This window comes from Bacillus sp. ISL-46 (genome assembly GCF_018613205.1).
This window is the reverse complement of record NZ_JAGGQR010000057.1, coordinates 44522-65479: the sequence shown is the minus strand read 5'-3', so window position 1 is coordinate 65479 and position 20958 is coordinate 44522. Positions and strand designations below refer to the sequence as shown.

Below are 20958 nucleotides of genomic sequence, written 5' to 3'. Positions count from 1 at the left end.
TTACGTTGGCTTAGTTTCTTAGTTGAAACTAAAAATTTTTGTTTGTTTGCACGATTTTGTTTGTTTAGTTTTCAAAGAACAATTTGTTCATTCGCTCAAAAGCGACTTTATAAATATATCACCTGCGAAACATAATGTCAACAACTTTTTTCAAGTATTTTTTACGTCAGCAGCGACGTTTATTAATATACCAAGATACTAAAAAATTGTCAACGAACTTTGCACAAAAAATATGAAGTTTTTTATTAACCCTTTTTCCTATCCTTTTTTCCCCTCCTCATATACCTTAAACAATCATGTGGAGACGCAACCCGTCTAAATAGTGTAAATAAAACCTTATATCTCTCTTCCATTGCTCTTTTTACAATATGATCAATTCGATCATCTCTTAAATCAAAAAGTATTTCATCCATTTCTCTTTTAATAAGGTATTCCATTTCCTTTACTTCTTTATCGTTTATTAGAAGTCCAAACATTGAATAACCTCCAGCGAAATATCTAGTTATAGTAGTCTTTTCCAATTATTGAAAATTTATAATAAAATTTTTCTAATCATATTTTTAAAAATACGGTCATAGGTTGAGACAAGGACAGTATTGGACGAGGTGGGGACGATGAAATTCTTTTTTGTATTTAACGGGAAGGCTTTGAAGAATATTTCACTCATTTTAATTGCTGCATTTTTTACTGCTTGGTTTCTCTACATAGAGAATCTTGCACAAATTCCTGTCTTTTCAACAAAAGATGGTCCGAAAGCCGTTTATAGAGGGGAAAAGGATCTTGCTCTTACTTTCAATATTGGCTGGGGTGACGAAAAGGCAGAGCCGATTTTAGATACGCTAAATAAGGAAGGCGTGAAAGCAGCCACTTTCTTCTTAGCAGGTTCATGGGCTGAAAGACATCCGGATCTTGTCAGTCGGATTGTAAAGGATGGTTATGAAATCGGCATTCTTGGTTACGAATACAAAGACTATCGAGATTTGGAGGATGTAAAAATCGGCCAAGATATCTCAAAAGCACAAGAGGCCTTCAGGAAGTTAAATGTAAAGAATATTAAATTACTCCGTGCTCCAACTGGCCATTTTGATGAGAGAACCTTGAAAATAGCCAACAGATATGGATATACGGTTGTCCATTGGAGTGTGGATTCAAAGGATTGGAATAATCCGGGCGTACCAACCATTGTTAAAAATGTTAATAAGGCTGAAAAAGGTGATATTATTCTGCTCCATGCTTCGGACTCGGCAAAGCAAACAGCAAAAGCACTGCCGTTGATTTTGAAGAATATTCACCAAAAAGGGTTAAAACTTATTTCAGTATCAGAATTAATTGCAAATGGAGAGGCAAGTTCCAGAGAAATCAAATAGTTAGACGCTAAAAAACCGTCCAATATATTAAATGGACGGTTTTTTTGTCTTTTTCATATTTGCTTGTTTATTATTTTTTGATTTACCTGGCGATTGACTCGCCTTTTTTTGTCTTTCCTGCTCAGATTGGAGGTTTAATTTATGAAGAATTAATAATTGATAGGCATTACATGCAAGCAACGCCAACATCATCAGGTAAAGCCAGCTCTTTTCATTGACACGCAGAACTGGAACCCACTCAACTAACGTAACCACAATCATAAAGAACATGGCAGGAATAAACGCATCTTCATTTGTCTGTTTCGTTTTGTACCACGCAACAATTAGACCAACGACTAAAAGAAGGATAGCGGGACCAAAATAAGGCAGAAGCGTATCTTTTGAGTCAGCAAAATTTTCGTATCGTAAATAAACTAAATCAAATAAACCAAATAGAATCAGGACAATTTGAACAGCATTCCAAAGTGAAACAGATTTAAAGATTCCTAAACCAAAACGGTGAACTGTTAAATATGCAAAAAAGCCCATTTGGCTGATGACACTAAACAGAAAGCCCATGACAATTAACCAAATTAATGTGGATAAAATATCAATGAGTTTAAATTCAGTAAAATAGGGCTGAAACTCATTCCAACGAACAATAAAGCCCACAATAGCCGTTGTGAGTCCGCCAACTAATAATGTGTTCAAAAATAGTTTTACCCAATTACGGCTCGTCACACTATAAACCTCCATACTACAAAAATAAATAACATTATGATTGTACCAAGCCAAATTTGAAAAATCCATAATTTATGATTCCTTACGAATAATCTTTCAGCAGTTACTACATGCTAAACTTAAGGATTTTATGTGAAAGGGGCTTATTAATGAAAGCAAAAAGCATGTTGCTCCTCCTGCCCATCATGGTGTTCCTGACAAGTTGTTCTCCCAATGATGCCAGCAGCGGAGGACAAATTGATTACGAAGAAACGAAAAAAATGGTCGTTGATATTCTCAAAACGGATGATGGTAAGAAAGCAATCCAAGATGTGATGTCAAGTGATAGCATGAAGGAAAAACTAGTTATGGACCAAAAGGTGGTCTCTGACACCATCGAGCAAACACTAACTTCTGATAAAGCAAAACAATATTGGAAAGAAACATTCAGTGATCCCAAATTTGCACAAAGCATTTCTAAAAATTTGAAAACTGAAAATAAAAAGTTACTAAAGGAATTAATGAATGACCCTGAATATAGAGGAATGATGATTGAAGTTTTTAAAGAGCCTGAAATACAAAAAGAGTTGGCAGATGCTCTAAAAAGCAAAGAATACCGCGAGCATCTCCAGAAAGTAATTACGGAAACGGTAGATAGTCCTTTATTTAAAGCGAAAATACAAGAATTGCTCTTAAAGGCAGCCGAGGAAGCGAATAGTAAAGCAGCGGCAAAAAAAGGCAGCTAAAGCCACCAAGGGAGCTGAGGGCAAACAGGTATCCGGTTTAAAGATTAATGCTTTCTTATCAAAAATAGAAGCCTTTCCACATAGGAGAGGCTTCAATTTTTATTCATCTACTTATTTTTTAGCAATCCTGTTACTTTTTCTGCTATTTCAAGGTACACTTTTCCAATCTGGTGATTTTCTTGATAAACGGATGGAGCAAAGTCTTCATCGTTCCAATCAGGCTGATTTAGAGGAAGACGGCCAAGAACTTCAGTATTCAATTCTTCCGCTAATTTATCACCGCCGCCTTGTCCAAATACATATTCTTTTTCCCCGGTCAATTTACTTTCAAAATAAGCCATGTTTTCAATGACACCAAGAACCTCATGGTCAGTTTTCAGAGCCATTGCCCCAGCACGTGCTGCTACAAAAGCAGCAGTTGGATGTGGTGTTGTCACAATAACTTCTTTACATGTCGGAAGCATCGTATGAACGTCTAATGCGACATCCCCTGTTCCAGGTGGTAAATCTAAAAGTAAATACTCAATCTCGCCCCATTCTACTTCATTAAAGAAACTGTTTAACATTTTCCCTAACATCGGTCCACGCCAGATAATAGGTGAATTATCCTCGACAAAGAAGCCCATTGAAATGACTTGTACTCCAAAACGTTCAACAGGAATTATTTTTTCGCCTCTAACAACAGGTCTTTCTGTAATTCCCATCATATCTGGAACACTAAATCCATAGATATCCGCGTCAATTAGTCCAACCTTTTTGCCTAGACGTGCTAGTGCAACGGCGAGGTTAACCGAAACAGTTGATTTACCAACTCCGCCTTTTCCACTTGCGATCGCAATGAAAGTGGTATTATTTGAATGAAGCAGGTTGGTATCATTACTTTCTGGTTGTGCATGACGGTTTGCTGCTAACACTTCTTCAGGAAGTTCACTAAAACGGATTCCAACCGATGCCGCTCCTGCTTCTTTTAACAAATTGACAATTTGTGTTTGCAGTTGGAGCTGTTCAGCTGTACCTGTCTTCGCGATGGCCACCTTCACACTGACATGATTTTTTTCTTCTTTTACTTTTATTTCAACAATAGCATTTAATTCAGCTAATGTTTTATGTAAAAATGGTTCTTTGAGGCTGCCTAGAACCTCATGGACTCTTTCTTCTGTTAACATAAAAAAGCACCTCACATTTGAATTCGTTTCCATCTCTCAGTATATCATAACCACGCCCGGAAACAGTTAATTGAATCACACGTACTTTATAGGTTGAATCCAACTTTTTGCAAAAAAATAGAAGGGGTTATCCCGCCTTCAATAATCTGGTTCAACTAATTCTTTTTCATTCGTGTAATAACGAGTAATTCCTTGATAGATGGATATCGCAATTTTTTCTTGGTAAGCATCCTTTTTTAAATTTTCCTTTTCTGCTGGATTGGACAAAAAGCCCACCTCAACTAAAATACCCGGTTTCTTTGCATTCTTTAATATATACACATTATTGATTGGTTTGGCTCTGCGAGTGGTGTTCTCTAAGTTTTTTCGAAGTTCTTCTTGGACGAATTTTGCTGCCTTAGCATTTTCCTTAAAATGTGGAGCATAAAAGGTTTGTGCTCCGCTCCACCTGGCAGAAGGAATCGCATTTAAATGAATGCTGACAAAAAAATCGTTATCACCGTTATTGATCATTTTTAGTCTATTTTTTAAATCTTCAACTTTTCTTCTACTGTAACCCCTTGTATCCGAATCGGCTAAGTCTGTATCTGTTTCTCTCGTCATAATCACAAGGGCACCTTGCATTTGCAGGTAATCCTTGACCTTCTTAGTAATCTTTAAGGCAATGTCTTTTTCCAATGTTTGACCCGTTCCAGCACCGCCATCTGGACCGCCATGGCCCGGGTCAAGTAAGATGATTTTTCCCGACAATGGAAGGTTCCACGCATTTAACGAGTCATCTTGAGCAAAATCGTATTGTAAAACGAAAAATAAGACAAATAGCCCCACAATAAAACTTATGATTTTTAATCTTCGTTTTGACACCCAGATCATTCCTTCCCGCTCGTCCCTTTTCACTAAACTATATGGGACAAAGGGGGGATTTAGAACAGGAAGAAATGATGGACGTTAGTGAAGACGGAGCTTGTGGCGCCTTTGCCCCTTTTCATAGCCTTCTCTCCACCAGATATGAATATATTGCTCACATAGGTAATAAAGTGATTCACTCATGGTACCCTCTTCACCGCTTCCCCAATAAAGGAAAAAATTATATAGGGTATCAATTAAATGTTTTTCTTCTCGATAGCAGCGTTTGCGAACCTCATCTAAGTCTTCTCCATAATAACCAAACTTGCTGAATTTTGCCCCCAATAAAAAGGCTTCAAGGGCAATGTCATAGCACGCTTCTTCTATGCCTGTATTCATTATTAGGCTGGAGGCAATTTTTGTAGAGCCAAAGTATTGTTGGACTCGTTCTTTTAATGTATTGATCGATAACTCCCGAAGGACGGAACGCTCATATTTTATTTGTTTTTCCCGTTTTTTTTCTTTAAAGGTCGTAATTACTGTCACTACTTTTCACCTCTTAGAACTATTCTTTATCTGTGGTTCAGAAGAAATGCAAAGTTCTGACCGTTATAAGTTGCCAATTTTTATCCGATGGATTTGTTCATGCAGAAATAATTGTTAACAAATGATTCAAACAATTTTTATGTTGCTTTTTGTAAAATTAAGGTGGAGTGTTAAAAAATGAGAGGAAGTGGAAAATGATCGTAAAACCCCGGACGATGTCAAAAGAATATAGAACACTGTTATCTTTAAACGCACGTATGGATTTATCGCCAAAAGATAAGAAACATTTAGTGTACCTAGAAAAGGGCTACCAGGGAGAGTTGAAATTTGACCGGTTAACAATGAAATTGGAAAATGAACTTTATATAATAAATGATTTGTGCCTCGAGCAGAATAAATCATTTATTCAAATTGATACATTAATCATTTCTCAGCATACCGTCTACCCGTACGAAGTAAAAAACTATGAGGGAGATTATAGGTATGAATTAGGAAATTTCTATCCTAAATTATCTAAGGATGAAATAAGAAATCCATTTCACCAATTAAATCGTAGTAAATCACTCCTCCGCCCTTTACTTAAAAATCTTGGCTTTTATTTACCTATTGAAGGTGACGTGGCCTTTGTCAACAAAAATTTCACCTTATATCAAGCCCCATTAAACGAACCCATTATACATCCCACTCAGCTTAATAGCCTGATGCAAAAATTAAACGGAATCCCGTCAAAACTAACGAACCGCCACAAAATGCTTGCTGACCAATTAATCTTACTGCATCAAACCGACTCCCCCTATACTCGTTTTCCGCCTTATAGCTATGGTCAATTGCAAAAGGGGCCTCTTTGCGCAGATTGTCACTCGTTAATAACTTCAGTTGTGGATAATAAGATAATTTTGGTGTGTGATAAATGCGGGCACGAGGAGTTGGTCGATTCAGTTGTCCTACGCTGCGTGGAGGAGTTAGTGCTGCTTTTCCCTGATTTAAAAATTACAACGAATCTGGTTCATGATTGGTGTGGAGTGGTTGGGTCTAGAAAAACGATACGAAGAATTCTAATGCAAAACTATAAGTCAGTTGGAGAAAGGCAACATAGGTATTTTGAATAATAATTGATTAAAGCCATCTCCTACTTCACTTTATGTCCAATTAAACGCCCTTCCATTTGTCGTAGAGGGGCCTTGTTTTTTATTAAGGATATGGAACCCTATTTCATATACCGGCGAGGCGCTTTTCCCTCTTTCCTCGGTAAATGGAGACACTTTTCATTTACCGGCGAAGCGCTTTTCCCCCTTTCCTCGGTAAATGGAGACACTTTTCATTTACCGCCGAGGCGCTTTTTCCCCTTCCCTCGGTAAATGGAGACCTTTTTCATTTACCGCCGAGGCGCTTTTCCCTCTTTCCTCGGTAAATGGAGACCCTTTTCATTTACCGGCGAGGCGCTTTCCCCCCTTTCTTCGGTAAATGGAGACCTTTTTCATTTACCGCCGAGGCGCTTTCCCCCCTTTCCTCGGTAAATGGAGACCCTTTTCATTTACCGCCGAGGCGCTTTTCCCTCTTTCCACGGTAAATGGAGACCTTTTTCATTTACCGCCGAGGCTCTTTTTCCCCTTTCCTCGGCAAATGGAACCTCCCCCTCTTTAAAAGAGGTTAATGCCACTTTTCCTGTTGTTTCGATAACTCCCCGAACAAGTAAATTCACCTCTCCTCATCCTAAAGTTGTAGATAAACTTCAAGCTTTTTTCCGAGGGGGGAATTTCCAGAAACCAGTATGCTTAAGACATCAAGAAACAAAGGAGAGAGACAGAAATGAAAAATAAAGTTGTAATGATTACTGGTGCCTCTAAAGGATTGGGCAGGGCGTTAACACTGGCTTTTGCAAAAGAAGGTTCTCGGCTTGCGATTTGCTCGAGATCAGTAGAAAGCCTTCGAAAAGTAAAAGACGAAGCTGAAAACTTAGGTGCCGAGGTATTGGCGGTTACTGCTGATATTTCCAAATCACGGGATGTGGAAAGGTTCATAGCGATGGCAGAAGAAACCTATGGTCATATTGATGTACTGATTAATAATGCATCGATATTGGGCCCTAGTCCAATGCCATTACTACTCGATTACCCAGAAGAGGAATTTGCCGAGGTGATGTGGGTTAATTCGATTTCGCCATTTCTCGTAACGAGAAGAGTGATTCCGGGGATGCTTGAGCGGAATGAAGGATCCATTATCAATGTGACTTCTGAAGCCGGCCACACCGGTTATGCAGGATGGGGTGCATATGGGATATCCAAATTTGCCGTTGAGGGCCTTACCCAAACCTGGGCGGATGAATTGAGTGAGACAAACGTACGGGTTAACATGATCGACCCGGGCGAAATGGACACAGAGATGCACCACTTGGCCGTTCCTAATTGCGATTACCCATTAGCAAAACCCGAGGATATTGTTGATATATTTTTATATCTGGCATCAGATAAATCTGCAGGAATTAATGGCCAGCGGTTTGAGGCCCAGTCTGGGGAGGTGTCATGATGGCGACCAAAGCGTTAGATTTTTATCTACCTGATGAATTAAATGCATCCCATCCCCCTGAAAAACGAGGCTTAAGAAGGGATCATGTCCGGATGATGGTACTGGACCGGTCTACGGGAGAAATCAAGCATGACCAGTTCTTCCACTTGGCAGATTACCTTCAGCCTGGGGATCTGGTCATAGCCAATAATAGCCGAACCATTCCCGCGGTATTACAAGGTAAATGGTCAAGAAACAACAAAACAATCGCACCCAAAGTGGAAGTCAGGTTGGCAAGGCGCCGTCGTAAAGAATTGTGGGATGCGGTAATTGTAGCTAACCCTGTTAAAACAGGCGATCGGCTAGACTTTTCCCCGGAATTGTCAGCAATCGTAATCGGCGAGAAAGAGAAATCGCCACTTAAGACCATACAATTTACGAAAAAAGGCACAGAGTTATTTAATAGTATCTATGACCTCGGTGAACCGGTCCGATATGAATATATTGAACAGCCATGGGACCTGGATTACTATCAAACCGTTTTTGCCAGCCATCCTGGTTCAGTCGAAATGCCCTCGGCAGGCAGAGCCTTTAGCTGGGAGCTCATTTTTAAAATGAAGCGCAAAGGCATCCAGCTTGATTTTATCCAGTTGCATACCGGGTTAAGCTATTTACTTGATGATAGGTGGCACCAGTCACCCGAAGAGAATGAAGAGGAGTATCAAATCTCTAAACGAATTATGGAACGGATCCTCCAAACGAAAGCATCTGGCAAAAGAGTCATTGCCGTTGGTACAACAGTAGTTCGGGCGCTCGAGACGGCCGCTAAAAACGGGGCCCTTTCAGGGGTGACAAATCTCTATATCGATCCACACTATCCTTTACAAATAGTTGACGGAATCATTACGGGGCTTCATGAGCCACAAGCAAGTCATCTCGATATGTTGTCCACCTTTGTATCAGAGCACCATTTACTACAGGCATATGATTATGCAATCAAAGCCGGCTATCTATGGCATGAGTTTGGGGATATGAATCTAATCTTATGACGAAAGGAGGCAAAAAGCATCAGAAAAGGCAGCTTTTCTAAGTTCAAAGGAAGCGAAACAAACCACCTAATAAGCTATAATAACAGTAAATGCAGGACGCTGGAGGAGAATGTATGTCGGAAGAGAATAAAGATATCGGCATTTTAAAGGAAATCGCTGAACTATTAAATGAAGGAACCGATACAAATGACGTATTGTCTGGAGTGTTGAAAAGGCTTCTTCAAGTGACGGGACTTCAAACAGGCTGGATATTTTTATTGGATGAACATGGAACGCATCATCTTGCAGCCGACGAAGCCCTGCCGCCTGCTTTGGCGAATAACGATAATCAGAGGATGTGTCAGGGTGGATGCTGGTGCGTCAATAAATACAACACTAAGAGATTGAACAAAGCCACCAATATTATGGAATGTAAACGGATTGAAGATGCCCTAGAAGATCAGGCTGGTGAAACATGCGGTCTCACCCATCATGCCACTGTCCCGCTCGGAGCTGGAAATGAACGATTCGGGATCTTAAATGTAGGTTCGCCCTACAAAACCCATTTTCAAAAGAAGGAACTCGCATTACTGGAAGCCGTTGCGTATCAAATCGGCACGGCGCTGAAACGGATCAAACTTACCCAGCGGGAACAAGTAACAGCACTGGTCGCTGAGCGGAATCGGCTTGCAAGAGATCTTCATGATTCTGTTAATCAGCTGTTATTTTCCTTAAGCCTTACAGCGAGGGCTGGAGTGGAAATGACAGAGCAGGATGAAGTGAAACAAACGTTTGGCTATATACAGGATTTAGCGCAGGAAGCGCTTGGCGAAATGAGAGCATTAATCTGGCAGCTGCGACCGCTTGGATTGGAGAATGGAGTAGTAAGTGCCCTGAAAAGTTATGCAGAAATGCTCGGACTGTCCATTGAAGCAAACATCACAGGAGCTGCTAGCATTCCAGGAACGGTCGAGGAAGCATTGTGGCGCATCGGCCAAGAGGCTCTGGCCAATTGTAAAAAGCACTCCCAGACCACAGAAACCAGCCTCACCTTTCATGCTGCCAAAGATGAGGTTGTCATGTCCATCAAGGATCACGGCTGCGGCTTCCACTTTGGAGAAAATCTCGAGATCCCCTCATTGGGATTACAAAGCATGAGAACACGGACAGAGGCATTAAATGGCCAATTTCATTTAAAAAGCAAACCAGGAAGCGGGACAGAAATAGAAATTCATATACCGTATTAAGGAGGAGAACTCAGTGAGTATCCGCGTACTAATCGCCGATGACCATCACGTCGTCAGAAGAGGTCTAGTCTTTTTTCTTCGGACCCAAAAAGAACTTGAAATTATCGGGGAAGCCGCCAATGGCAAGGAAGCGGTTGATCAGGCAAAATTACTGAAGCCAGATATTATTTTAATGGATCTGGTGATGCCGGAAATGGACGGAATCCAAGCCACAAAGATTATTAAAAAAGAACAGCCAGACATCAAAATCATGATGTTGACGAGCTTTTCCGACCAGGATCATGTCATTCCAGCGCTCGAAGCCGGTGCTTCAGGGTTCCAGTTAAAAGATATCCAGCCCGATGAACTGGTCACATCCATTAAAAAAATCATTGGCGGAGAAAACCAGCTCCACCCAAAGGCTACCTCTCATTTACTTGCCAATTTGTCCAATAAAAACAAGCAAGAAAAGAATTTACTAGCGGAATTAACGAAAAGAGAGTTGGATGTTTTAAAAGAAATTGCCAACGGAAAAAGCAATAAAGAAATTGCAGCCTCGTTATTCATCACCGAAAAAACAGTAAAAACCCATGTATCAAACCTTTTGGCGAAACTCGAATTGGCTGACCGGACACAAGCCGCCTTATATGCAGTAAAAAACCAATTAGTAGACTAAAACCCCGTCATAATGAAGAACCAGGCTGACGTGCAGGTAATGTTATCTCGCCGAGTCCTATGCGAGGACCGGAAGCCATCAATCTCAAATCATTGGCAATCTTGGACATGTCCATTATTCATATTTTAAGTGCAGCTGATATATAGAAAAAAGTTACCATTAATAATATCGCCAATGTTACCCATCCTATAAAGGAAAAACATATTTGGAGGTAATTTCATGGCACAATTAAGAGATATCATGACATCAAATGTTCTTACAGTTAACGAAACACAGACCGTACAGGAAGCTGCAGCATTAATGAGCGAATATAATATCGGAGCTATCCCAGTAATCAATAACAGCAGACAAATGGTTGGAATTGTAACGGATCGTGATATTACCCTTCGTACTACAGCACAAGGAGAAGATCCACAAACACCAGTATCTCAAGTCATGACTGCACAGCAGATCGTACAAGGTACACCTGATATGGATGTCCATCAAGCAGCAAATTTGATGGCACAGCAGCAAATTCGCCGATTGCCGGTAATCGAAAATGGACAAATAGTAGGAATGGTTGCTTTAGGTGATCTAGCAGTACAAAATCAATATGCAAACGAGGCAGAACAGGCATTACAAAGTATTTCAACTCCTTCCGCACCTCAACAATAGTAAGGGGTTACCTTTATTGTCATAAAATAATTATTAGCACAGATCAGCCCTTGATCTGTGCTAACATTTTTTTAAGTAAATAAATTAGATGTAGCCGTTAATAACGCTGCACTAACTCCAGATGACAAACCGGCTGCTGAATTTGATGAAAATTATTAGAATCGTTTAATCTCAGTTGATTTAACTGGCACAGCACTTTGCTTAAAATATGAATTGCAGCAAATGTTAAAACAAGGACATAGTGGAAAAAAACGAAGATTTACCTCTTCGTTTTTTTAATTTGTTACTCACCGCTTAAAAGTTTCAAAAGTATATTGAGCCATGATATGTGGTCAAAAAAATTTTTCGTGATCAAAATGTGGTCAAAAGCACTTTTTAGGCATAAAAAAGACCCCCAACCAAATTGGTTGAGAGCCTTTGAAACGCCAAAAATTAACGTTTTGAGAACTGAGGCGCACGACGAGCACCTTTAAGACCGTATTTTTTACGTTCTTTCATACGTGCATCACGAGTTAATAATCCAGCGCGCTTTAATGTTGGACGGAATTCAGGGTCAGCTTGAAGTAATGCGCGAGCAATACCGTGGCGGATTGCGCCAGCTTGACCAGTGTATCCACCGCCGCTTACGTTTACAAGAACATCATAGCTTCCAACTGTTTCAGTAGCTACTAATGGTTGTCTTACAACAACACGTAATGCTTCAAATGGGATATAATCTTCAATTTCACGACTATTTACAATAATTTTACCTGTGCCTGGTACTAAACGTACGCGTGCAACAGAACTTTTACGGCGACCTGTACCGATATATTGAACTTGTGCCAAGTTAATTCCCTCCCTCTTTATTAACCGCGAAGTTCGTAAACTTCAGGTTGTTGTGCTTGGTGCGGATGTTCGCTGCCAGCATATACATGTAATTTTTTAAACATTTGACGGCCAAGAGAATTCTTTGGAAGCATACCTTTAACAGCAAGCTCGATCATTTTCTCAGCATAGTTAGTACGCATTTCTAGAGCAGTTCTTGTTTTTAAACCACCTGGATGCATTGTGTGACGGTAGTAAATCTTGTCAGTTAATTTCTTTCCAGTAAGTTCTACTTTTGAAGCATTAAGAATAATTACATTATCACCAGTGTCAACATGTGGTGTAAAAGTTGGTTTGTTTTTACCACGTAAAATTGATGCTACTTCAGAAGCAAGACGTCCAAGAGTTTTGCCCTCAGCATCAATTACGTACCATTTACGCTCGATAGTGTTGGCATTTGCCATAAACGTTGTACGCATGAGTTTCCCTCCTAATTTAAATCCATAAAAGATTATTGTTTTCGCACTTTCAAAGCAATTAGAGTTCGATTCTGTTCCGGGAATCAACTTCTAATACCCTTGTGCGGTTAAGTTTGTATTCATATATTTTCAATCACGATGAAGACTTTCCGGGGCTTTATCGTGGGATTAAAAACACGCACATCTAATATAATAAAACCTGCAGGTCAATATGTCAAGAAAATGTTACACCAGGTGAAGTTGTTTAGCTCATTTTATTCATAAAAGACTTCCCAAAGATATAAACCATGACCTGGAGCTGTCTTTCCCGATAGCCTCCGGTCTTTATGGGCTAATATTATCGGAATATCCTCAGGGCTGCGTTCACCCGATCCGACCTCTAATAAAGTTCCAACCAAAATACGCACCATATTATACAAAAAGCCATTTCCAACAAAACGGATTGTCAGTGACTCATCCTTACGTGTAAAGTCAATCGATTCAATCGTTCGAACTTTATCAACTACTTCCGTCTTTGCCGCACAAAAACTAGTAAAGTCATGTGTACCAAGGAAAAGTTTACTTGCCTGCTCCATCGCCTGTAAATTTAAACGGTATGGATATTGATAAGCAAATTTCCGCTGAAAGGGATCTCTTTTTTGAGATAAATGAAGAACATAGCGATATTCCTTCCCTTTCGCGTCGAAGCGGGCATGAAAGGACTCGGTGACAGGAACAACCTTTAGAACGGAAATATCTTCAGGCAGCATGGAATTCAATGCTTTCTCCCACTTGTCAGCTGGAATTAGTAGTGGTGAATCAAAATGAATGACTTGTCCTTTTGCGTGAACACCGGCATCCGTTCGACCTGAGCCGACGACTTTCACCATATCACCCTTATGCATTTTTGATAAAACATCTTCTAATACAGACTGTACGGTTCGCTTATTTGGTTGGACCTGGTAGCCGGAAAAGCCCGACCCGTCATAGGAAATAATACATTTATACCTTGCCATGGTTTCGCTCCATTATGAACGTAATAAAAATAGTAGGATCGATAGAAGGACTAATAGCCCCATCTGTAAGGAATCAGCAATTTTCCAGGATAATTCCCGGTATTTTGTTCTTCCTTCCCCGCCTTGATATCCTCTAGCCTCCATCGCGATCGCTAATTCCTCCGCTCGTTTAAAGGAACTGACAAACAATGGGATAAGCAGTGGAATGACGGCTTTGATGCGTTCCTTAAAAGGACCGCTAGCAAACTCAACGCCACGGGCTATTTGCGCCTTCATTATTTTATCCGTTTCCTGCATAAGTGTTGGAATGAACCTTAAGGAAATAGACATCATTAATGCCATTTCGTGAACAGGGAAACGGACCTTTTTTAAAGGATCTAACAGCGTTTCAAGGCCATCGGTAATCTCAATTGGGGTGGTGGTTAACGTCAACAGTGACGTCATTAATATTAAGAAAAAGAATCGTAAGGAAATAAAAATCCCCTGCCTGACCCCTTCCTCATAAATTTTTACAGGACCTAGTTCAAATAAAAGGGTACCCTCTTTTGTGAAAAACAGTTGCAGCACTAAGGTAAAAAGAACGAGCCAGATGACTGGTTTAAGACCGCCATATAAAAAGCGAACCGGGACCCGCGACAATCCAAGCATTAAAAAAGTATAGATTCCAATAAGTGCATAGGTTACGACATTGTTTGCTAAAAAAATAACACAAACAAAAAGAAAGATGATCATTAATTTTGAACGAGGGTCCATTTTATGAATAATAGAATCTGACGGGACATAGCGTCCAAAAATCATTTTTTCCATCATGAGTGAACACCTCTACTTATTACCTTAGTAACAGCAGTAGACAACTCATCAATGGTTAGAAAAATTTTCTCTAATTTCATGCCAAGTTTCTCCTCAAGCTTAAGTTGAAACCGAACCACTTCAGGAACATCAAGTCCCATTTCAACCAGCTCAGTCGGCGCAGAGAATATCTCCTCTGGTGTTCCTTTTTTGACAACCTTCCCTTGCTGCATAATCACAATTTGGTCTGCGTATCTAGCAGCATCCTCCATACTATGTGTAACAAGAATGGTAGAGAGCTTTCTTTCCTTATGGAGAGAAAAGAACATATCCATAACTTCTTTTCGGCCTCTTGGGTCTAATCCAGCAGTAGGCTCGTCCAGGACAATAACATCGGGCTCCATTGCAAGTACTCCTGCAATTGCGACGCGGCGCATTTGTCCACCAGAGAGGTCAAACGGTGATTTATTTAGTATATCTTCCTCTAGACCCACTTGTTTTAAAGCAACCCGTGCCCTTTCCTTTGCTGCTGTTTCAGAAACCCCAAAATTCAACGGCCCAAAAATAATATCTTTTTCCACCGTCTCTTCAAATAATTGGTGTTCAGGAAATTGAAAGACGATGCCAACTTTTTGCCGGACTTTTTTTAAGTTCTTATTTTTTTGCAAAGCTTTAATTTCATGTTCACCAATTGCTACTGTTCCTTTTGTTGGTTGAAGGAGAGCGTTTAAATGCTGCAGGACTGTTGATTTCCCTGAACCGGTATGACCAATAATCGCCATATACACACCTGAAGGAATATCAATAGACACATCCTCAATGGCCAGTCGTTCAAAAGGAGTATTGACTTGATAACGATAATCTACATTGTTGAGCGAGATGTCCATAACTCTTTCACCAACTCTTCTTCCGATAAATAGTGCCTAGATAGATCGATTCCATGATTCCTTAATGCTTTCGTCATTTTCACTGAAAAAGGAATATCTAACCCTAACTGAACCAATTGTTCATCCATAGAGAAAATCTCTTCAGGTGTACCCTCCCGGAAGACCTCCCCTTTGTTCATGACGATGATTCGATCCGCCTTAGCCGCCTCTTCTAAATCATGTGTAATCGAGATAACGGTCAATGATTTCTCTTCTTTTAATAATCGGACGGTCTCTAATACCTCTTCGCGTCCTCTTGGATCAAGCATGGAAGTTGCCTCATCAAGTATGATGATCGATGGCCGTAAAGCTAGCACACCAGCTATTGCCACACGTTGCTTTTGTCCGCCTGATAGATGGTGGGGCTCTTGATATAGAAACTTATCCATCTTAACTCTCTTTAACGAATCCGCGACTCTTTGAACCATTTCGTCTCTAGGAATGCCGTTATTTTCTAGACCAAAAGCCACATCATCCTGTACTGTCGTTCCAACAAACTGATTGTCAGGGTTTTGAAAGACCATCCCTAATTTTTTACGGATATCCCAAATTGACTCTTCATCCAACTTTATACCGCAAACTGTAATCTCACCAGTTTGTGGAAATTGCAGCCCATTTAGGAGTTTTGCCATCGTGGATTTGCCTGACCCATTATGACCGACAATCGCAAGCCATTCCCCCTCATATATATCAAAAGAGACATTATTTAGTGCATAACGATCTTGTGCGTCATATTGAAAAGATACTCCATTAAGAGATACAATTGAATTTTTCACAGATAATTCCTCCTCTCAGCTAAACTATTCTCCGCTCATTATTTCTTTTACATATAAAAAAAAGCCTGCACCTCGTCCCTATGCAGTTTCTCTGTAAACTGCAGTTTAAGGAATTTCTATAAAAGAAATGAGAGGAGGTGCATGAGCTAGACGAGACGTATTTAATTCAATCTGCACAACAATAGCGCGAGATGATAAAAGATACAAGAAATCAAGTCACATAAAAAGTTACAAGATATCAAGTAGGACTTTTAGATTTTCTCCAATGAATTGGAGTTACGCTCATCGTAACACTCTTTTTGGCTTGGGTCATCTTGATATAAGATTCACTTACAGAAAAAGGGCAAAGAACAAGTTTGTTTGTAAACTGTCCAGCGCCCTTGTTGTCTGTTAAAGATATATTAAACTAACTCGATAATAACCATTGGTGCACCGTCACCGCGGCGTGGTCCAAGTTTCATAATACGAGTGTATCCACCTTGACGCTCTTGATAACGCGGAGCGATATCAGCGAAAAGTTTTTGTACTGCACTTGTATTATTTTCAGCATCAGCAACTTCGTTACGAACATATGAAGCAGCTTGACGACGAGCGTGTAAATCACCACGTTTACCTAAAGTGATCATTTTTTCAACAGTCACACGAATTTCCTTCGCACGAGTTTCTGTTGTTTCAATGCGCTCATTGATAATTAAATCTGTAGTTAAATCACGTAGCATAGCTTTACGCTGTGCACTTGTGCGTCCTAACTTTCTGTATGCCATGAAGGGTTCCCTCCTTTGTTGAAGTCATTAAACGGATTAACGCATGTGTATTACGATATACAAATCAGTCGTCTTTACGCAAGCCTAATCCAAGCTCTTCTAGTTTTGCCTTCACTTCTTCAAGTGATTTACGGCCTAAGTTACGAACTTTCATCATATCTTCTTCAGTCTTATTCGCTAATTCCTGAACAGTGTTGATTCCAGCACGCTTTAAGCAATTATAAGAACGAACAGAAAGATCTAGTTCTTCAATAGTCATTTCAAGGACTTTTTCTTTTTGGTCTTCTTCTTTTTCAATCATGATTTCAGCATTTTGAGCTTCATCAGTTAAACCAACGAAGATATTCAAATGCTCGGTCAAAATTTTGGATCCAAGAGCGATCGCTTCTTTTGGCCCAGTGCTTCCATCTGTCCAAACATCAAGTGTGAGCTTGTCGAAATTAGACATTTGACCAACACGTGTGTTTTCTACTTGAAATTGTACGCGAGAAACTGGCGTGAAAATAGAATCAATTGGAATAACACCTATCGGTTGATCTTCTCTTTTGTTTTGAACAGCCGGTGTATATCCACGTCCACGTCTAGCAGACAAACGCATGCGAAGATGACCATTTGCAGCTAATGTTGCAATATGAAGCTCAGGATTTAAAACCTCAACATCACTATCATGAGTAATATTGCCAGCTAAAACTGGACCCTCACCTTGTACATCAAACTCAAGCGTCTTCTCTTCATCAGAGTAGATTTTTAAAGCTAATTTTTTAATGTTTAAAATGATGGATGTTACATCCTCTACGACGCCTTCAATTGTTGAGAACTCATGAAGTACCCCATCGATTTGAATCGATGTAACCGCGGCACCTGGGAGTGAAGATAATAGGATACGACGTAAGGAGTTACCCAAAGTGGTACCATATCCACGCTCAAGTGGCTCTACGATGAATTTGCCATACTTAGCATCATCGTTGATCTCAATCGTTTCGATTTTTGGTTTTTCTATTTCGATCATCAAATAACCCTCCTTCAAAACGTCGAAACTCTAAATCAGCATATTTGCTAATTAAAAGTCCCCATGTATACGTTCCCGTTTTGTGCACAACAACTGGAATAAATCTTCTGTAAGAGTGCAAAAAATTAGTATCATATCCCATTATAGACGCATGATACAAAATCTATACAGAAAAATTAAACACGACGACGTTTTGGTGGACGGCATCCATTATGAGGAACAGGTGTAACGTCTTTAATTGCAGTTACTTCTAGACCAGCAGCTTGAAGAGCACGGATTGCAGCTTCACGTCCTGCACCAGGTCCTTTAACAGTAACTTCTAAAGTTTTCATACCATGTTCAATGGAAGTCTTAGCTGCTGTTTCAGCCGCCATTTGTGCAGCAAATGGTGTAGATTTACGAGAACCTCTAAATCCAAGAGCACCAGCACTTGACCATGAAATTGCATTACCATGTACATCAGTAATTGTTACAATCGTATTGTTAAATGTTGAACGGATATGAGCGATACCAGCTTCAATATTCTTTTTAACACGACGTTTACGTGTATTCGTTTTACGTGCCATTTAAATTAACCTCCTTTACCGATTACTTCTTCTTGTTCGCTACAGTCTTACGAGGACCTTTGCGTGTACGAGCGTTGTTTTTCGTATTTTGTCCACGAACTGGTAAACCACGACGATGACGTAATCCGCGGTAGCAGCCGATTTCCATTAAACGCTTAATGTTAAGAGAAATTTCACGGCGAAGGTCACCTTCAACTTTTAATTTGTCGATGATGTCACGGATTTTGTTTAATTCGTCTTCTGTTAAATCACGTACACGTGTATCTACAGAAACACCAGCTTCTGCTAGTACTTTTTGTGCAGTATTTTTACCAATTCCATAAATGTAAGTTAAAGAGATAACTACACGTTTTTCACGTGGAATATCTACACCAGCAATACGTGCCATAGAAAATGCGCACCTCCTTCAAAATTAACCTTGTTTTTGTTTATGTTTAGGGTTTTCACAGATAACCATAACTTTTCCGCGTCTACGGATAACTTTACATTTTTCGCAGATCGGTTTAACAGATGGTCTTACTTTCATTATTATCCTAACCTCCTTAGTAGTACGGAGTGCAAGCATTATTTAAAGCGGTAAGTAATTCTTCCGCGTGTTAAGTCATATGGAGAAAGCTCAACAGTCACTTTGTCACCCGGAAGGATCCGAATGAAATGCATTCGTATTTTACCAGAAACATGCGCTAGCACGGTATGACCGTTTTCTAATTCTACCTTAAACATTGCATTTGGCAATGTTTCAATGACTTTACCTTCAATTTCAATTACATCATCCTTGGCCATCGATCTCGTCTCCCTTCTATTTTCAGGATTGCGTTTATTCAAACTAGGTAGAGCAAGCAAAGCTATTCGCTCGTATGTCGTCCTGCAACCTTTCAATTCTAACATATTGAGCAGCATTCTGTCCTCAGTAAATATTACAAATTACCTAAAAACGGATCAGAATTGATAACAACTATTGAAATCCACACAAAACTTATAATTTGGTTAGGATTTCAAATCCTGCATCAGTGATCGCAACCGTATGCTCGAAATGCGCACAACGCCTGCCGTCAACAGTTACAACTGTCCAATTGTCAGTCAATGTTCTCACATATCGGCTTCCGGCATTTACCATCGGTTCAATAGCAAGTACCATTCCAGGCATAAGACGCGGACCATTGTTTGGTGGACCAAAATGTGGAATATGAGGTTCCTCATGTAAGTCTTGCCCTACTCCGTGTCCTACATACTCGCGTACAATAGAAAAGCCATTTGCTTCCACATACGTTTGAATCGCATGGGAGATGTTCGAGAGTCGCTCGCCCGGTTTTGCTTCGTTTATGCCTAGATAAAGAGATTCCTCTGTTACCTTCAGCAAATGCTGGGAATTATCATCAATCTCTCCTACAGCATAGGTCCAAGCTGAATCACCATGATAACCTTCATACTTAGCACCGATATCGATGCTAATAATGTCTCCTTCATTGAGAACACGATTACCAGGAATTCCATGAACAAGTTCTTCGTTCACACTTGTACAAATGCTGCCGCGAAAACCATTATACCCTTTAAACGAAGGAAATGCATCTTGTGAGAGAATAAATTCTTCAGCAATCATGTCTAATTCCTTTGTGGTAATCCCAGGAGCTACATGTTTTTGTAACTCTTGGTGGGTAAGGGCCACAATCCGCCCGGCCGCGCGCATGATTTCAATTTCCCTAGGGGTTTTGCAAATGATCATTATAAGCCCCCAAGTAATTGCTCGATATCAGCGAATACCTTGTTAATATCCTGCTGACCATCAATCGTGCGAAGATAACCTTTTGTTTCATAAAAAGTTAATAATGGTTCTTGTTGTTTGATATTTACGTCTAAACGATTTTGAACAGTTTCTACATTATCATCCGCTCTTTGGTATAACTCACCGCCGCAACGATCGCATACGTCCTCTTGTTTTGGAGGATTAAAAACTAAATGATACGTAGAACCACATTCTTTACAAATACGACGCCCTGTCAAACGTTCCATTAATAAATCCTTATCCACATTAATATTAATTACATAGTTAATTTTTTTATTTAAATCAACTAAAAGATTTTCCAACGCCTCTGCTTGAGGTACAGTTCTAGGAAAGCCATCTAAAAGGAATCCTTTTTGACAATCTTCCTTGCTTAATCGTTCACGAACAATTCCGATTGTTACTTCATCAGGAACAAGTTCGCCCTTATCCATGAATGATTTCGCTTGTAAACCTAGTTCTGTTCCTTCTTTCATCGCTGCACGGAACATATCTCCAGTAGAGATATGAGGGATGCCGTAATTTTCGACGATTCTTTCAGCTTGAGTACCTTTTCCGGCACCTGGAAGCCCCATTAATACTAAATTCACACGTGTTCCCCCCTCGTGCTA

At 40.0% G+C, this 20958-nt stretch carries 28 protein-coding genes and 1 pseudogene; 8 read left to right on the top strand and 21 right to left on the bottom strand.

The features are described 5' to 3' along the window. Positions 1-245: 245 nt before the first annotated feature. A complete protein-coding gene (locus tag J7E67_RS25200) occupies positions 246-476 on the bottom strand; it encodes a hypothetical protein (RefSeq protein WP_214733023.1) in 231 nt (76 codons plus the stop codon). 138 nt (positions 477-614) lie between these two features. Between J7E67_RS25200 and pdaB the strand changes: the two genes are divergently transcribed. Next, entirely contained in the window at positions 615-1367 is a 753-nt protein-coding gene (pdaB, locus tag J7E67_RS25195) for a polysaccharide deacetylase family sporulation protein PdaB (RefSeq protein WP_214733022.1), read from the top strand. A 27-nt stretch (positions 1368-1394) separates the two neighbouring features. On the opposite strand, the gene J7E67_RS25190 is transcribed toward pdaB, so the two are convergent. Beyond that, positions 1395-2087, bottom strand: a complete 693-nt coding sequence (locus tag J7E67_RS25190) for a KinB-signaling pathway activation protein (protein ID WP_214733021.1) — start codon at positions 2085-2087, stop codon at positions 1395-1397. Positions 2088-2236: 149 nt separating this feature from the next. Here J7E67_RS25190 and gerD point away from each other — a divergent pair, with 149 nt between their 5' ends. Further along, positions 2237-2812 carry a spore germination lipoprotein GerD gene (gerD, locus tag J7E67_RS25185; RefSeq protein WP_214716690.1) on the top strand — a complete coding sequence of 192 codons (576 nt, stop codon included), beginning with the start codon at positions 2237-2239 and terminating at the stop codon, positions 2810-2812. Positions 2813-2919: 107 nt separating this feature from the next. On the opposite strand, the gene J7E67_RS25180 is transcribed toward gerD, so the two are convergent. From J7E67_RS25180 to J7E67_RS25170, 3 genes are all read right to left on the bottom strand, one after another. Then, a complete protein-coding gene (locus J7E67_RS25180) occupies positions 2920-3978 on the bottom strand; it encodes an Mrp/NBP35 family ATP-binding protein (RefSeq protein WP_214716689.1) in 1059 nt (352 codons plus the stop codon). Positions 3979-4116: 138 nt separating this feature from the next. Then, a complete protein-coding gene (gene cwlD, locus J7E67_RS25175; RefSeq protein ID WP_308160716.1) occupies positions 4117-4842 on the bottom strand; it encodes an N-acetylmuramoyl-L-alanine amidase CwlD in 726 nt (241 codons plus the stop codon). 84 nt (positions 4843-4926) lie between these two features. Then, positions 4927-5370, bottom strand: a complete 444-nt coding sequence (locus J7E67_RS25170; protein ID WP_168241537.1) for a YbaK family protein — start codon at positions 5368-5370, stop codon at positions 4927-4929. A 194-nt stretch (positions 5371-5564) separates the two neighbouring features. Between J7E67_RS25170 and J7E67_RS25165 the strand changes: the two genes are divergently transcribed. Then, the gene (locus J7E67_RS25165; protein ID WP_214716687.1) at positions 5565-6479 is read left to right on the top strand and encodes a nuclease-related domain-containing protein; all 915 of its coding nucleotides are present in this window, start codon (positions 5565-5567) and stop codon (positions 6477-6479) included. A gap of 425 nt (positions 6480-6904) precedes the next feature. Here J7E67_RS25165 and J7E67_RS25160 read toward each other — a convergent pair whose 3' ends face one another. Further along, positions 6905-7072, bottom strand: a complete 168-nt coding sequence (locus J7E67_RS25160) for a hypothetical protein (protein WP_214733020.1) — start codon at positions 7070-7072, stop codon at positions 6905-6907. 107 nt (positions 7073-7179) lie between these two features. Here J7E67_RS25160 and J7E67_RS25155 point away from each other — a divergent pair, with 107 nt between their 5' ends. The 4 genes from J7E67_RS25155 (at position 7180) to J7E67_RS25140 (ending at position 10805) form a co-directional block, all read left to right on the top strand. After that, positions 7180-7896 (top strand): SDR family NAD(P)-dependent oxidoreductase, encoded by a 717-nt coding sequence (locus tag J7E67_RS25155; RefSeq protein ID WP_214716685.1) that lies wholly within the window; start codon positions 7180-7182, stop codon positions 7894-7896. After that, positions 7893-8924, top strand: coding sequence for an S-adenosylmethionine:tRNA ribosyltransferase-isomerase (locus J7E67_RS25150; RefSeq protein ID WP_214733019.1), 1032 nt, complete (start codon positions 7893-7895; stop codon positions 8922-8924). Before J7E67_RS25155 ends, J7E67_RS25150 begins: the two co-directional genes overlap by 4 nt. Before the next feature lie 113 nt (positions 8925-9037). Further along, complete coding sequence (locus tag J7E67_RS25145; protein ID WP_214716683.1) at positions 9038-10150, top strand: GAF domain-containing sensor histidine kinase; 1113 nt, start codon at positions 9038-9040, stop codon at positions 10148-10150. A 13-nt stretch (positions 10151-10163) separates the two neighbouring features. Next, positions 10164-10805 (top strand): response regulator, encoded by a 642-nt coding sequence (locus J7E67_RS25140; RefSeq protein ID WP_308160715.1) that lies wholly within the window; start codon positions 10164-10166, stop codon positions 10803-10805. Positions 10806-10815: 10 nt separating this feature from the next. Here the strand turns inward: J7E67_RS25140 and J7E67_RS25135 are convergent. Beyond that, positions 10816-10947 (bottom strand): annotated as a pseudogene (locus tag J7E67_RS25135) (lyase family protein); the annotation flags it as partial. 77 nt (positions 10948-11024) lie between these two features. Here J7E67_RS25135 and J7E67_RS25130 point away from each other — a divergent pair. Next, complete coding sequence (locus J7E67_RS25130) at positions 11025-11459, top strand: CBS domain-containing protein (protein WP_214716682.1); 435 nt, start codon at positions 11025-11027, stop codon at positions 11457-11459. 432 nt (positions 11460-11891) lie between these two features. Here the strand turns inward: J7E67_RS25130 and rpsI are convergent, their stop codons facing one another. The 14 genes from rpsI to J7E67_RS25060 all read right to left on the bottom strand — a co-directional run bounded on the left by rpsI (position 11892) and on the right by J7E67_RS25060 (position 20937). Further along, positions 11892-12284: a 30S ribosomal protein S9 gene (gene rpsI / locus J7E67_RS25125; RefSeq protein WP_088085009.1), complete on the bottom strand. Its 393-nt coding sequence runs from the start codon at positions 12282-12284 to the stop codon at positions 11892-11894. A gap of 20 nt (positions 12285-12304) precedes the next feature. After that, entirely contained in the window at positions 12305-12742 is a 438-nt protein-coding gene (rplM, locus tag J7E67_RS25120) for a 50S ribosomal protein L13 (RefSeq protein ID WP_088085008.1), read from the bottom strand. 254 nt (positions 12743-12996) lie between these two features. Next, positions 12997-13737 carry a tRNA pseudouridine(38-40) synthase TruA gene (gene truA / locus J7E67_RS25115; protein WP_214716681.1) on the bottom strand — a complete coding sequence of 247 codons (741 nt, stop codon included), beginning with the start codon at positions 13735-13737 and terminating at the stop codon, positions 12997-12999. A gap of 12 nt (positions 13738-13749) precedes the next feature. Continuing rightward, positions 13750-14547, bottom strand: coding sequence for an energy-coupling factor transporter transmembrane component T family protein (locus J7E67_RS25110; RefSeq protein WP_214716680.1), 798 nt, complete (start codon positions 14545-14547; stop codon positions 13750-13752). Further along, positions 14544-15413 carry an energy-coupling factor ABC transporter ATP-binding protein gene (locus J7E67_RS25105; protein WP_214733018.1) on the bottom strand — a complete coding sequence of 290 codons (870 nt, stop codon included), beginning with the start codon at positions 15411-15413 and terminating at the stop codon, positions 14544-14546. Before J7E67_RS25105 ends, J7E67_RS25110 begins: the two co-directional genes overlap by 4 nt. After that, positions 15389-16228, bottom strand: a complete 840-nt coding sequence (locus J7E67_RS25100; RefSeq protein ID WP_214733017.1) for an energy-coupling factor ABC transporter ATP-binding protein — start codon at positions 16226-16228, stop codon at positions 15389-15391. The genes J7E67_RS25105 and J7E67_RS25100 overlap by 25 nt, the downstream gene beginning before the upstream one ends. Before the next feature lie 401 nt (positions 16229-16629). Beyond that, positions 16630-16992 carry a 50S ribosomal protein L17 gene (rplQ, locus tag J7E67_RS25095; protein WP_088085003.1) on the bottom strand — a complete coding sequence of 121 codons (363 nt, stop codon included), beginning with the start codon at positions 16990-16992 and terminating at the stop codon, positions 16630-16632. 64 nt (positions 16993-17056) lie between these two features. Then, complete coding sequence (locus tag J7E67_RS25090) at positions 17057-18001, bottom strand: DNA-directed RNA polymerase subunit alpha (RefSeq protein WP_214716677.1); 945 nt, start codon at positions 17999-18001, stop codon at positions 17057-17059. A 176-nt stretch (positions 18002-18177) separates the two neighbouring features. After that, complete coding sequence (rpsK, locus tag J7E67_RS25085) at positions 18178-18567, bottom strand: 30S ribosomal protein S11 (RefSeq protein WP_075689916.1); 390 nt, start codon at positions 18565-18567, stop codon at positions 18178-18180. Positions 18568-18589: 22 nt separating this feature from the next. Then, a complete protein-coding gene (gene rpsM, locus J7E67_RS25080; RefSeq protein WP_214716676.1) occupies positions 18590-18955 on the bottom strand; it encodes a 30S ribosomal protein S13 in 366 nt (121 codons plus the stop codon). A 24-nt stretch (positions 18956-18979) separates the two neighbouring features. Then, positions 18980-19093: a 50S ribosomal protein L36 gene (gene rpmJ / locus J7E67_RS25075; protein ID WP_000868344.1), complete on the bottom strand. Its 114-nt coding sequence runs from the start codon at positions 19091-19093 to the stop codon at positions 18980-18982. A 38-nt stretch (positions 19094-19131) separates the two neighbouring features. After that, positions 19132-19350, bottom strand: a complete 219-nt coding sequence (gene infA, locus J7E67_RS25070) for a translation initiation factor IF-1 (RefSeq protein WP_007085268.1) — start codon at positions 19348-19350, stop codon at positions 19132-19134. 193 nt (positions 19351-19543) lie between these two features. Further along, positions 19544-20290: a type I methionyl aminopeptidase gene (gene map / locus J7E67_RS25065; RefSeq protein WP_214716675.1), complete on the bottom strand. Its 747-nt coding sequence runs from the start codon at positions 20288-20290 to the stop codon at positions 19544-19546. Beyond that, the gene (locus J7E67_RS25060) at positions 20290-20937 is read right to left on the bottom strand and encodes an adenylate kinase (protein ID WP_214716674.1); all 648 of its coding nucleotides are present in this window, start codon (positions 20935-20937) and stop codon (positions 20290-20292) included. The genes map and J7E67_RS25060 overlap by 1 nt, the downstream gene beginning before the upstream one ends. Between the last annotated feature and the right edge of the window lie 21 nt (positions 20938-20958).